Genomic DNA, 12,974 nt, shown 5'->3' on the forward strand with positions numbered 1-12,974 from the left:
GGACCCGGAACCCGTCACCCCGCCGCCGGGACCGCCGCCCCCGCCGGCGCCCGGTGGTCGAACGCGATCAACGGGTCGCCCGTCAGCGGGTGTTCCACCACCGCCGCCCGCACCCCGAACACCTCCGCCAGCAACTCCGCGGTGAGCACCTCGCGCGGGGTCCCCGAGGCGACCACCGCGCCGTCGTGGAGGACGTGCAGCCGGTCGCAGACCGAGGCCGCCGCGTTGAGGTCGTGGAGGGCGAGGAGGGTCGTACGGCGCTGGGCGCGCAGCAGGGTCAGCAGCTCCACCTGGTGGCGGACGTCCAGGTGGTTGGTCGGCTCGTCCAGCACCAGCACCTCGGGGGCCTGCGCCAGTGCGCGGGCCAGCAGGACCCGCTGGCGTTCGCCGCCGGACAGCGCGGAGAAGCGGCGCCGCGCCGCGTGGGCCATGCCCACGTGGGCCAGGGCCTCGGCCACCACGTCCCGGTCGGCGGCGTCCTCGCCCGCGAAGGCCCGCTTGTAGGGCGTGCGGCCCATGGCGACGACCTCGCGGACCGACAGCTCGAAGTCCGTGCCCCGCTCCTGCGGCAGCGCCGCCACCCGGCGGGCGGAGGCGACGGCCGACAGCTCCCGGATGTCCGTACCGCCGACCAGCACCCGGCCCGCGTGCGGGCGCAGATGCCGGTAGACGGTGCGCAGCACCGTGGACTTGCCGCTGCCGTTGGGGCCCACGAGGCCCGCGATCTCGCCCTCGGCGGCGAGCAGGTCGACCCCGGAGACCACCGTCCGTCCGGACAGCCGGACCTCCAGGCCCTCGACGGAGATCCTCACGGCCGCTCCAGACGTCGGTCCAGCAGATACAGCAGGGTCGGCGCGCCGATCAGGGAGGTGACCACGCCCACCGGCAGCTCCTGGTCGGGCAGGGCGGTACGGGCCACCAGGTCGACCACCGTGAGCAGCACGGCGCCGAACAGCGCGGCCACCGGCAGCAGCCGGCGGTGGTCGCCGCCCACGAGCATCCGGCAGGCGTGCGGGACCATCAGGCCCACGAAGCCGATCGCCCCGGACACCGACACCAGCACGCCCGTCAGCAGGCTCGTGGCCACGAACAGCTCGCGCCGCAGCCGGGTGACGTCCACGCCCAGGCTCGCGGCCGTCTCGTCGCCCATCAGCATCGCGTTGAGCGCCCGCGCCCGGGCCAGCAGTACCGCCGTGGCCGTCACGACGGCGGCCGCGGGCAGTGCGAGGGTGGCCCACTGGGCGCCGCCGAGGGAGCCCATCAGCCAGAACAGCGCGCCGCGCGTGCGCTGTTCGTCGCCCGCCTGGAGCACCAGGTAGTGGGTGAAGCCGGACAGGAACTGCCCGATGCCCACCCCCGCCAGCACCAGGCGCAGCGGCCGGAAGCCGCCGCCGCGCCGGGCGAAGGCCCACACCAGCGCGAACGAGGCGAGCGCCCCGGCGAACGCCGCCGAGGACAGCCCGATGCCCAGCGCCCCGCCCGCGCCCGCCCCCAGGACGAGCGCGCCGACCGCGCCCAGGGACGCGCCGCTGGAGATGCCCAGCAGATACGGGTCCGCCAGCGGATTGCGGACCAGGGCCTGGACGGCCGTGCCGACCAGGCCCAGGCCCGCGCCCACCACGGCCGCCAGCAGCGCGCGCGGCACCCGCAGCCGCCAGACGATCAGGTCCTGGGTGCCGGGCGCGGGCTCCTGCCCGCTGATCCCGCGCACCACCGCCGACCACACCTGGTCGAGCGGCACCCGGGTCGAGCCCAGGCACACGGACGCGGCGAGCGCCGCCACCAGGACGACGGCCAGGGCCGCGCAGACCCAGCCGGCGCCCAGGACGCGGACGCCCGGCTCCGCCCCCTCCTCCTCCGCCGTGCCGGCGGCGGCGAGCGCCGTCATCTACTTGACCCGGTCCGGGTGGAGGGTGTGGGCGATCTCCCGCACGGTGTCCGCGCTGCGCACCCCGCCGATGGTGGTGCGCTCGGAGTTGATACGCACGAAGTGCCCCTCCTTGACGGCCTTGAGGCCGGCCGTCGCGGGGAAGGTCTTGAGGAACTCGGCGGCCTCGTCGAAGGCCTTGGCGTTGGCCTCCTCGCTGCCGCGGTTGCGGACGGCCAGCTGGATCCAGTCCGGGTCCTTGGCCACGACGTCCTCCCAGCCGACGGGCTTGAAGTCGCCGTCGCAGTCGGCGAAGACGTTCCGCCCGCCCGCCATGCCGATCACGGCGTTGGCCACCTGGCGGTTGCACACGGCCATGGGCTGCTTGGTGCCCGCGTCGTAGTCGAAGAGGAAGTAGCTGGGCCGCTTGTCGGCCGGTACGTCCTTCAGGGCGTCCCGGACCTCGGCGGTCTTCTTGCGCATCCCCGCCACCAGCTCGGTCGCGCGGGCCGAGGTGCCCGTCACCTTGCCGAGCTCCTCGATGTCGGCCTCGACGCCGGAGAGGTCCGTGCGGGCGGCCTTGGCCATGGAGGCGCAGGCCGTGGACTTCAGGAAGACGTGCTTGATGCCCGCGGCCTTGAACTCCTCGGCCGTGGGGGCGTCGCCCATCTTGCCCATGTTCTTCATGGAGGAGAACGCGTCCACGTAGAGGTCGGCGCCCGAGCCGAGCAGCTTCTCCTTGGGGATCACGCTCTTGCCCAGCACCGGCACCTTCGCCCCGGCCTCGCCGTACTGCTCCGGCAGCGCGCCCTTGCCGGGCGGGAAGCCCGTACCGGCGACCTTGTCGCCCGCGCCCAGCCACATCAGCAGCTCCAGGCCGGCCGCGTTGCTGGTGACGATCTTCTTGGGCGCCGCGTCGAACGTCGTCCTCGCCCCCATGCAGTCGGAGACGGTCACGGGGAAGCCGGCCCGCGCCGAGGCGGCCGCCCCGGCGCCGTCGGTCTTCTCCGCCTCACCGCCACCGCCGCCACAGGCCGTCGCCGACAGGGCCACAGCGGCCAGCACACCGCACCACGCACGAGGGCGCATCAGTAACTCTCCACAAAGCTCGACGTTCCGGGGCCATTGCAGCGGACCCGGACCAGATAGTCGGACCGCGCGTCCACCTGGTTCCCGCGTGTCGCGAGGAAGAGTGAAAAGGAACGGCGCCACCGGCCTACGCTGCCGTCATGAGCGTCCCCCTCGCCGAGATGCCCACCGACTGGAACCGCGCCCTGGCGATCGTCGCCCACCCCGACGACCTGGAGTACGGGGCCTCGGCCGCCGTCGCCGCCTGGACCGACGAAGGCCGCTCGTGCGCGTATCTGCTGGCCTCCTTCGGGGAGGCGGGCATCGACACCCTCGGACCCGGCGAGGCCGCGCCGCTGCGCGAGGCGGAGCAGCGGGCGAGCGCGGCGGCGGTCGGGGTCACGAGCGTGGAGTTCCTGGGCCACAGCGACGGCGTCATCGAATACGGCCTCCCGCTGCGCCGGGAGTTCGCCGCAGCGATCCGCCGCCACCGCCCGGAGCTGGTGCTGACCCTCAACCACCACGACACCTGGCCCGGCGGGTACTGGAACACCCCCGACCACCGGGCCGTGGGCCGGGCCGCGCTGGACGCGGTGGCCGACGCGGGCAACCGCTGGATCTTCCCCGATCTGGTCGAGGACGACCTGCCGCCCTGGAACGGCGTGCGGTACGTGGCCGTCGCCGGCTCCCCGCACCCCACCCACGCCGTCGACGCGGGCGCCGGTTTCGAACGGGCCGTGCGGTCCCTGCTCTGTCACCGCGCCTATATCGCGGCGCTCACCGAGGAGGAGCCGGAGAACTACTGCCGGACGTTCCTGACGGGCACCATGGCGGCGGTCGCCGAGCGGTTCGGCGGCCGGCCGGGCGTGGCGTTCGAGCTCCTCCGCTGCTGAGCGACTCCTCCGCCGCCGATCCCCCTCCGCCTTTGAACGGCCGTCCGCGCTCACGGGCCCCCGGCGGCACCCGTGTCGTGCCGGGGCGCCCGCTCCACCACCAGCACCGCCACATCGTCCTGGAGCCGGCCGCCCGTGTGCGCGGCGAGGTCGGCGCGCAGCCGTCCCAGCAGTTCGGGGGTGGGCAGGGCGGCCCACGCGTCCAGCCGCTCCGCCAGCGGGTAGAAGCCGCCGTCCCGGCCGCGCGCCTCGGTCACCCCGTCGGTGCAGGCCAGCACCCGGCAGTCCGGGGGCAGCGTGACATGGTGCCGGGACCTGGGCACGTCCACCAGCTCGCCGAGCCCCAGCGGCAGCCCGGGCTCCGCCGGGCGCAGCTCGCGCACCCCGCCGTCGGCGCCGATCAGGAAGGGCGCCGGGTGGCCGCAGTCGACGAACACCACCGGCACCTCGCCGGGCGCCCCGTCCCGCGCGGCCGGGTCCTCCTCGGTGCCCATGACCAGCGCCGTGACGAACTCCTCCGCCGCGTGGGTGTCCACCGTGCGCGCCTGGTACTCCGCCGAGCGGTGGTAGCGGGTCAGGCCCTGCTCCATCGCCGCGACCCCGCTGCCCAGGTCCCTCAGGTGGTAGGCCGCCTCCCGGAACGCGGTCAGCACCGCCGCCCCCGCCCCCAGCGTGCCGAGCCCCTTGCCCCGGACGTCCCCGATGAGCACCCGGGTGCCGTACGGGGTGTCGACGACCTCGTAGATGTCGCCGCCGACCAGCGCGTCCCGCTGCGAGGAGACGTAGAAGCCGTCGACGACCACGCTGTGGGTGCGCAGCGGCAGCGGACGCAGCAGGGCCCGCTGGGCGGCCTCGCCGGTGGCGCGGACCCGCTCCAGCAGGGCGTCGCCGTTGCGCCGCAGCCGGGCGACCGTGATGGCGGCGCCCACGATGAGGATGTTGCCCAGCACCGACCCGACGCGGTTGACGGGTGAGGACTCGGCGGTCAGCACCCCGTGGTGCGCCACCATCAGGAAGAAGTCGACGAGCCCGACGAACACCGTCTGCCGGTAGGTGCAGACCGCGGCGGCCGTCACCGGGGCCAGCGCCGCGTAGACGTCGAGCCGCAGATAGGCCGGCGTCCTGAGGTCGATGACCACGACGGCCACGAGATAGGCCAGGACCAGTGCGAACGGCAGCAGTCTGCGCGACACCGCGGCTTGTACCTCCGCGCGGGGTGGGAGAGCGGGACACATAGACATTTCCAGACTTTCGCCGTGAAAGCCCGTCGCCCGCCGCCGTGTCGGCCCCTCGTGTCGCGTCGGCGCTCCGGTCAGAGCTTGCGGTACGTCCGCGCGTCGTCCGTCGCGGCCAGGACCGCCGCGAGGTCGCCGCCCGCCGACGCCGTCACCACGGCGCCCACCGCCCCCTCGACGAACGGGGCGTCGGCGATGCGCGTGTCCCCGAGCTCCCCGGCGTCCAGGAGCTCCTTGACGGTGAGGACCGCGCTGCCCATGTCGCACAGCACGACGACGCCGGCGCCGTCGTCCACCCGGGCCACCGCCCGGCGCACCAGCTCCGCGCTGGTGCCCACACCGCCGTCCGGCAGCCCGCCGGCGGGGGCCACCGGCGCCGGGTCGCCCGCGCCGAACAGGGCCCTGGCGAGGGCGGCCGTCGACTCGGCCACGGCCTTGCTGTGCGAGACCAGCACCACGCCGACCCGCCCGGGCCGCCGCTCCGCTTCCGCCGCATCCGGCTCGTCCGCCGCCGCCTCCGCCGCCGGGGGAGCGGCGCACAGCTCCGGGTCGGTGGCCTCGAACAGCGCGGTGACCAGCAGCGCGGAGGACGTCGCCCCCGGGTCCTGGTGGCCCACACTGCGCTCGCCCAGATAACTGGCCCGGCCACGCCGCGCGCGCATCGGGACCGTCGCCTCCGCCCCTTCGCGGGCGGCCCGCGCGGCCGCCTCCAGCGCGGTCGTCGCATCGCCGCGCCCCAGGGCCTCGGCGTACGCGTCGGCGGCGGGCTGGAGCGCGTCGACCATCGTCTTGTCGCCGGGCGCGGAGTCGCCGAGCCGCCGTACGCTCGCCACCGCGGCCGCCAGCGCCCGGCCCAGCGTCTCGGGCGCGACGACCGCGTCCTCGCCCAGCACCTTGCCCATCCGGCGCAGGACCGTCCCGTACAGCGGCCCGGCCGCGCCGCCGACGGTGTTGGTCAGATGCGCGCCGACGGCGGTCAGCAGGGCGCCCGGCGTGGCGGGCGGCTCGGCGGCGACGGCCTCGGCGGCCGAGGTGAAGCCGCGCTTGAGGTTGACCCCGTGGTCGGCGTCGCCGATCGCGGCGTCGAGGTCGGTCAGGTGCCGGGCCTCGGCGACGACGACCCGGGTGGCGCGGTCGAGGAAGCGGCGGAAGAAGTCCAGGTCGAGCGGGACGGTCATGACGGCTGCTCCTCGGCGCCGGGGCGGGCTGACGGAATGATCAACGCCGCCCAGCGTAAGCCCCGGCGGCCGGCGGGTCAGCTCTCCTCGTCGCGCACCCGCAGCGCCAGGAACAGATCGGCCAGGTCCTCCGCGCACCCCACGTCCCGGCCTGTGAGGGCCTCCAGCTTCGCCAGCCGGTTGCGCAGGGTGTTGACGTGGATGTGCAGCGAGGCCGCCGCCTGCCCCCACTTCATGCCCGAGCCCAGGAACGCGTCCAGGCTGCGCAGCAGTTCGCTGTTGTGCGTGGCGTCGTACACGATCGCCGGCCCCAGCACCGCGTCCGCGAAGTCCCGGCGGGTCTGCGGGTCCACCAGGGCCAGGACGAGCCGGTAGGAGCCCACGTCCGCGAACGACACCACGCGCGGGCCCCGCCGCCGCGACCGTGCCACGCGGGAGGCCTCCCGTGCCTGCAACAGCCCGCGCCGCAGCTCCTGGTGACCGGCGGCGACCCGGCCGACGCCGATGCGCGGCCCGGGCGCGGGGGACGTGGGCCCCAGGGCCGCCGCCAGCCCCTCCGCCAGCCGGGCCGGGTCCGTGTCGGCCGCGGGCAGGCTGACGATCGCCACCACGTCCTGCCCGCTGCTCGCCGCCACGGACGCCAGCCCCCGGGCGACGAAGTGGTCGGTGACGGCCGCCGTGTCGGGCAGCGGCCACGCGGCACGGCCGGGGGAGTCGGGGACGATGACGGAGAACACGGCCAGCGCGCTGTCCGGGTTGACGCCGAACGACCGCAGCCTGGCCATCAGTTCACCGGACCGGTGCGGCCCGCTCTGCACCATGTCGAGGATCTCCCCGGCGAAGCGCATCTCGATCGCCCGCAGCGCCTGCCGGTGCGCCAGCTCCACCGTCAGGAAGCGGACGCCCTGCTCCAGGACCAGCCGCCCGGCCGCGCCCAGCTCCGCCACCGGGCGGCCGTAGACGACGGCGAGGTCGAAACCGGCGACGCCGCGCACCGGGATCACCGTGGCGTCGGCGCCCGAGGCCAGCCGCAGCGGGTACTCCGCGTACTCCTCGCCGTCCGCCCCCAGCCGGTCCGCGACCGCCCGCACGTCCTGCTCCGCCGGCGGCCGGCCCACGGAGTCGAGGACGTTGCCGAGGCCGTCCACCAGCGCGACCGGGGTCCGGGCGGTCCCGGCGAGCACCGCCAGCACACCCCGCAGGCCGTCGCCGGCGGAGACGGCTCGGGTCAGCGCGTTGCTGTGCCGCAGGGCGTCCAGCAGATGCCGCTGCCGCTGCTCGGCCTGGGCGGTCGCCACGGCCTGGGTGACGGCGGTGAACGGCACCTCGACGGGCAGCCGCAGCAGCGGCAGCCCGGCCGCCCGGCAGGCCGCGACGAGGTCGTCCGGCACGTCGGGCATGTCCGTCCGCAGCCCGAAGACCAGCCCGGCGGCACCGGATTCGGCCAGGCGACGGACGTACGCGGCACACTCCTGCCGGCCGAGCCAGAGCCCGTTGGTGAGCACCAGTTCGTCCGGCCCGGCGTAGGGGCCGGGGTCGGGCAGCTCGGTCACATGGGCCCAGCGGACCGCGCGGTCCGTGTCCCCGGTGCCCGGCACGGCCTCCAGGCCGAGCCCGGGAACGCCGAGCAGGTCGCGGACGCGCAGCATGGCGTGGTCCTGCCCCGGCGGGGGCGGCTGTTCGTGTGGGGGGTTCTGCGGGTGGTTCAAGGGCGCGGTCACCCGTCGGACACAACACAGGAGACGACGCCCCTGTCCACCGTCCGCGACCACCGGTGGCGGGAATCGGACCACCGGCCCGGACCGCCCCGTCCGGACCCCGCCCCGCCAACTGGACGATCACACAGCCGAATGCCCCATCCATGGAGATCCATCCACTGTTCGTGAGGCTTTCGGGCGGTTGAGATCATTGTCGTGAAACAACCCCCCGCGCTCCTCGCCCGTGACACACCGTCAGAAATGTTCGGCCGGTCCATGACGGCGGTGCTGCTGTGCACGTTCAGCGGCTTCACGGGCTTCTACCTGCTGCTGGCGACCGTGCCCGAGTTCGCCGCCGAGAGCAGCGGCCAGCGGGCCGCCGGCGGAGTGGTCACCGGACTGCTGATGGGCGCCACGGTCGCCGTGCAGCCCGCGATGCCCCGCGTCATCGCCGCCGTCGGCCACCGGACCGTGCTGCTGGCCGCCATGGTCCTCCTCGGCGCCCCGGCCGCCGTACCGCTCGTCACCGACAGCCTCCCGGTGACCCTGGTCTGCGCCGTGCTGCGCGGCGTCGGCTTCGGGATGTTCGTGGTCGCCGGCAGCGCGGCCGTGGCCGAACTGGCGCCCCCCGGCCGCCGTGGCACCGCCACCGGCTGGTACGGACTGGCCACCGGGCTGGGCGGGGCCGTCGGCACGCCCTGCGGGGTGCTGCTCTCCCACCAGTTCGGCTACGGTCCGCTGTTCGCCGCCGGGGCCCTGGCACCGGCCTGCGGTCTTCTCGCCGCCCTGGCCGTCGCCGCGCCCCGCCCGGCGCCGCCCGGCCGCGCCCGGGTCGTCGCGGGCCTCGCCCGCCCGGCGATCCTGCGCCCGCTCGTCCTGCTGACGGCGGGCACCATGGCCTCCGGCACCGTCGTGACCTTCCTGCCGCCCGCCGCGCCGCGCGACCCCGTCTGGCTCACCCCGCTGGCGCTGCTCTGCCTCCAGCTGTCCGCCGCCGCCAGCCGCTGGGCGTCGGGCCGCCTCGGCGACCGCCACGGCCACCGCGTACTGCTGCCGCCCGCGACCCTGCTCGCCGCCCTCGGCGTGCTCGGCGGCGTCGCCACCCGGCACACCGGCGCCCTGCTGGTGCTCATGGTGGTCTTCGGCATCGGGTTCGGCGCCCTCCAGAACGCGACCCTGGTCCTGGCCCTCCAGCGCGCCGGCGACTCCAGCGTCGGCAGCGCGCAGTGGAATCTCGCCTTCGACGCGGGCCTCGGCCTCGGCGGCTTCTGCGTCGGCCTCGTCGCCCAGTACGCGGGCTACGACACCGGATTCGTGCTGGTCGCCGTGGTGCTCGCGGCCCTGGCGGCGGTCGCCGTCGCCGACGTCCGGGACCGGCGACTCCCGCCGCCCGCCGCCGACGCCGGGTGAGGACGGGCGCGGGCCGGGCACCCCGCGCCGGAAGCCTCCGGAGAACGAGTGGCGCAACCGGCGGAAACGGACGCCGAGTTCTGAAACCTGCCGGAAAGCGAACGGCTTGATATCGAGCTCGTCCCGGCCGGCGAGAACGCCCTCCCCGCAAACTGGTTGCACACTGAATCGTCGCGGTGCCGGCATCGGCGTATCGGAACGGCGGCGGCCGTCTTGACGCGTGCTTGACCGGCGCGGGCGGAAGGAGGGAATCAGATGCTGGGAGCCGTGCCCGATGCTCCGCTGCGTGGACGGGAAGCCGAAGTCGATCGGCTGACGTCACTCATCGGGCATGTCATGGCCGGGCGCTGCACACTGATCACGATCGAAGGACCGCCGGGCTGCGGGAAATCCCGGTTGCTGCGCGAGTCCATGCTCATTGCCGAAGGGTTCGGGCTGCGGATTTGCGCCAAATCCGCCGACGGCTCGCACACGGCCGGGGGACTGCCGCAACGGGACCCCTACAACCCCCACCATCCCTATGCCGTGGCGGTCGACAACGCCCACCACCTGGACCACGAGGACGTGCGGACCCTCATCGCCCACGAGGCCGGGCCGGACGGCCCGGCGCGGGTGTGGATCCTCGCCCGCCGCCCGTCCGCCGGGGCCCCGCCCCTGGAGGGCATGCTGCTCAGCCCCACCGCGGGCACCGAGCGGATCAAACTGGGCCCCCTGCGCCCCAGTGCGGCGATGGCGCTCGCCGGCGACGCCCTCGGCGCACCGCCCGACGCCGGGCTGGCCCGGATCCTGGGCCGGGCCGGCGGGCATCCGCGCCGGCTGCTGGAACTCACCCAGGGAATGCTGGAGGAAGGCAGCATCGCGGTGGACGGATACCGGGCCCGGCTGGTGACCGACCGGCTGCCCCGGCGACTGGTGGAACGGGTCGAGAGTTCCCTCATGGGATATTCACCGGAGTTCCGTCAGATGGTCAGGGTCGCGGCCGCGCTGGGAAATGAAGTCTCCTTCGATAAAGTCGCCCGGGTGCTGAACGAGCCGCCCACGGCGTTGTTGCCGACCCTGGACGAAGTGGTCGCGGCCGGAGTTCTGGAGAACAATGCCGGACGGCTCACGTTCCGCGACGAGTTGTTGCACCGGCTGATTACCGGCTGGATGCCCGAAACCGTTCGTGACGCCTTGCGCGGCCAGGCCTTCGGGGCACCGGAATCCACCTGCCCCGCCCTCCTGACGGAGCCGGGAGGAACAGGAACGGACGAGCCGGGGGCCACGCCCTATCGAGGACATCTGAGCGACCAGGAGGCCGTCATCGCGGGCCTGGTGCACGAAGGGCTCACCAACCGGCAGATCGCCCGCCGACTCGGCCTGTCCCCGCACACCGTCAACTACCACCTGCGCAAGGTCTTCCGGAAGCTGGGCGTCGCCTCCCGCGTCGACCTGGTCCGCGTCGTGCGGGGTGGCACCGGGGGAACCTCCGGCGCCACCGCGGCCCTGGCCCCACCGGCGTAGCCGCTGTCGGCCGCACCGCCCCCGCCGGGGCGGTGCGGCCGCTCAGCCCGTCACCGCGCCGGCGCGGGCGCCCTCCCGGCGGGCGGGCCCGGGCCCGTACCAGCGCCGCGCCGCCGGCAGTTCGAGGCCGAACTGGTCCAGCGTCCTGGCCACGATGTGCGTCACGATGTCGGACACGCTCCGCGGCCGGTTGTAGAACGCCGGCACCGGAGGGGCGATCACCGCGCCCATCCGCGTGAGCGCCAGCATGTTCTCCAGATGGATCTCGGACAACGGCAGCTCGCGCGGCACCAGCACCAGCCGGCGCCGCTCCTTGAGCGTGACGTCGGCGGCCCGGTGCACCAGCCCGTCGCCGAACCCCGCCCGCACCGCGGCCAGGGTCTTCATGCTGCACGGCGCGATGACCATCCCGTCCGTGGGGTACGAGCCGCTGGAGATGGCCGCCGCCTGGTCGCCCGGCCCATGGACGTGGTCGGCCAGCGCCGCCACCTCCGCCGCCTTCCAGTCGGTCTCCATCTCCAGCGTCGCCCGCCCCCACTTGGTGAACACCAGATGGGTCTCGACGTCCAGCGACCGCAGGGCCTCCAGCAGCCGGATCCCGATCACCGAACCCGTGGCCCCGGTGATCCCCACGATCAGCCGGCGGGGCCGCGTCCCCGTCGTGCGCGGATCAGTCATGCGACGGTGCCCGGGAAGCTGCGGCCGTGCCGCCCCCGCAGGGCGAAGGGCACGGTGGCGTCGACGACCGTACGGCTCCCGGTCGCCTCCCGCCCGCGCGCGGCGGCCCACGCCTCCCCCTGCGAGGGGTCGAGCCCGACCCGGGGGAAGCCCGTGAAGTGCAGGGCGTCGGCGGACAGGTCCGCGCGCGTGGTCATCGCCCACAGCACGTCCTCGGCCGAGTCCGGCGCCACGTCCTCGTCGACCAGGACGACCACCTTGGCGAACCGGTGCCGGTCCAGGACGTCCCTCGCCATCGCCCGCACCCGCTCGTCGTCCCCGGGGCCCGACTTGCGCACCTGGAGCACCAGCAGGAACATCCCGCCGCCCGCGGGGGAGTAGTGGGCGTCGCTCAGCAGCTCGCCACCCGCCCCCGACAGCCCCAGCGCCACCGCGCCGGCCAGCCCCAGGATCAGCGACTGCTCCCGGCCCGGCCCGATCACCGCCGGGAACACCGGCGCCTCACGGGACGTCACCGCGGTGACCGTGATCGCCGGAAGGTCCTCCGCCGCGTTGCCGTCGTAGCCCAGCACCTCCGGCAGCGAATGCCCCGGCGGCCGGCCCGGCAGCGCCTCCGGGGCGCTCGTCCCGTCGAAGTACCCCTCCAGGACCACCTCGGACTCGGCGAAGACCGGCACCGGCTGGCTCACCGCCGGGGCCATGGCCACCGGCCCGCCCGCCAGGGCACCCGCCAGGGCCGTCTTGCTCACACCGGCGGGCAGGAAGCCGCTGCCCACCGCCGACGCCACCATCACGGCGGGCGGCGCCCCGAGGTTCACCGACACCGGCAGGCGCTCGCCCCGCTCCACCGCCTCGTGGTACATCGCCAGCAGCCGGCGGCTGGGCAGCATCCAGATCACCAGCTGGTTCCGGTCCCGGACCAGCATCCGGTGCACGGCCGTGGCGCTGCGCCCGGTGCGGGGGTCGTGCGCGTGGAGCAGCCCGGTCGTCAGGTACGGGCCGGCGTCGCGCTCGGTGGCCCACAGCGCGGGCAGCGCCCCGAGGTCGACGTCCTCGCCGAGCCGTACGTGCGGGAAGGGCGAGCTCTCCAGGTGCTTGGGCTCCTGGCAGGCGGCGAGCAGCCGGGCGACGGTGTCCCCGTTCGTGCGCCGGGGCAGGCCGGGCAGCCAGCGCCGCAGCCGCTCCGCGTCGCCGAACGCCCCGAGCACCACGGGCATTCCGGCGGCCGCGTCGGTGACGCGGGTGTACAGCGCGATGTCCTCGGTGCGCGAGGAGGACGTGGCGGGGATGCCCGCGTGCCGCGCCGCGTAGTGCGCGGCGATCTCGTGCCGGGGCAGCGGCTGGTCGTAGGTGTGGTGGGCGTGGGGGTCCTCCTTCCGGGCCGCCGCGAGGGCGGCCCGGAAGGACAGACCGGGCAGGTCGGTCATGATGCCTCTCCTCGCCCC

The 12,974-nt window shown here is 75.0% G+C and carries 11 protein-coding genes and 1 pseudogene; 3 read left to right on the top strand and 9 right to left on the bottom strand.

Annotation, left to right across the window (positions count from 1 at the left end):
- Positions 1–14: 14 nt before the first annotated feature.
- The 3 genes from RM609_RS12985 to RM609_RS12995 are packed head-to-tail and all read right to left on the bottom strand — an operon-like array spanning position 15 to position 2,956.
- Positions 15–812, bottom strand: a complete 798-nt coding sequence (locus tag RM609_RS12985; RefSeq protein ID WP_311610572.1) for an ABC transporter ATP-binding protein — start codon at positions 810–812, stop codon at positions 15–17.
- Entirely contained in the window at positions 809–1,888 is a 1,080-nt protein-coding gene (locus tag RM609_RS12990; RefSeq protein ID WP_311610573.1) for a FecCD family ABC transporter permease, read from the bottom strand. Before RM609_RS12990 ends, RM609_RS12985 begins: the two co-directional genes overlap by 4 nt.
- Complete coding sequence (locus RM609_RS12995; RefSeq protein WP_311610575.1) at positions 1,889–2,956, bottom strand: ABC transporter substrate-binding protein; 1,068 nt, start codon at positions 2,954–2,956, stop codon at positions 1,889–1,891.
- A gap of 140 nt (positions 2,957–3,096) precedes the next feature.
- Between RM609_RS12995 and RM609_RS13000 the strand changes: the two genes are divergently transcribed.
- Positions 3,097–3,828 (top strand): PIG-L deacetylase family protein, encoded by a 732-nt coding sequence (locus RM609_RS13000; protein WP_311610576.1) that lies wholly within the window; start codon positions 3,097–3,099, stop codon positions 3,826–3,828.
- 50 nt (positions 3,829–3,878) lie between these two features.
- On the opposite strand, the gene RM609_RS13005 is transcribed toward RM609_RS13000, so the two are convergent.
- The 4 genes and pseudogenes from RM609_RS13005 to RM609_RS13020 form a co-directional block, all read right to left on the bottom strand.
- Positions 3,879–5,021: a PP2C family protein-serine/threonine phosphatase gene (locus tag RM609_RS13005; protein WP_311610577.1), complete on the bottom strand. Its 1,143-nt coding sequence runs from the start codon at positions 5,019–5,021 to the stop codon at positions 3,879–3,881.
- A gap of 119 nt (positions 5,022–5,140) precedes the next feature.
- Positions 5,141–5,521, bottom strand: coding sequence for a PTS-dependent dihydroxyacetone kinase phosphotransferase subunit DhaM (locus RM609_RS13010; RefSeq protein ID WP_311610692.1), 381 nt, complete (start codon positions 5,519–5,521; stop codon positions 5,141–5,143).
- Between the two features lie 90 nt (positions 5,522–5,611).
- Positions 5,612–6,241 (bottom strand): annotated as a pseudogene (gene dhaL, locus RM609_RS13015) (dihydroxyacetone kinase subunit DhaL); the annotation flags it as partial.
- A gap of 77 nt (positions 6,242–6,318) precedes the next feature.
- A complete protein-coding gene (locus tag RM609_RS13020; RefSeq protein ID WP_311610579.1) occupies positions 6,319–7,962 on the bottom strand; it encodes a PucR family transcriptional regulator in 1,644 nt (547 codons plus the stop codon).
- A 192-nt stretch (positions 7,963–8,154) separates the two neighbouring features.
- Here RM609_RS13020 and RM609_RS13025 point away from each other — a divergent pair, with 192 nt between their 5' ends.
- Both RM609_RS13025 and RM609_RS13030 read left to right on the top strand, forming a co-directional pair.
- Positions 8,155–9,348, top strand: a complete 1,194-nt coding sequence (locus RM609_RS13025; RefSeq protein WP_311610580.1) for an MFS transporter — start codon at positions 8,155–8,157, stop codon at positions 9,346–9,348.
- 255 nt (positions 9,349–9,603) lie between these two features.
- A complete protein-coding gene (locus tag RM609_RS13030; RefSeq protein ID WP_311610581.1) occupies positions 9,604–10,851 on the top strand; it encodes a helix-turn-helix transcriptional regulator in 1,248 nt (415 codons plus the stop codon).
- A 42-nt stretch (positions 10,852–10,893) separates the two neighbouring features.
- On the opposite strand, the gene RM609_RS13035 is transcribed toward RM609_RS13030, so the two are convergent.
- Entirely contained in the window at positions 10,894–11,529 is a 636-nt protein-coding gene (locus RM609_RS13035; RefSeq protein ID WP_311610583.1) for a UbiX family flavin prenyltransferase, read from the bottom strand.
- A complete protein-coding gene (locus RM609_RS13040; protein ID WP_311610585.1) occupies positions 11,526–12,956 on the bottom strand; it encodes a UbiD family decarboxylase domain-containing protein in 1,431 nt (476 codons plus the stop codon). The genes RM609_RS13035 and RM609_RS13040 overlap by 4 nt, the downstream gene beginning before the upstream one ends.
- Positions 12,957–12,974: the final 18 nt, after the last annotated feature.

Source organism: Streptomyces hesseae, assembly GCF_031845785.1.
Lineage (GTDB): Bacteria > Actinomycetota > Actinomycetes > Streptomycetales > Streptomycetaceae > Streptomyces > Streptomyces hesseae.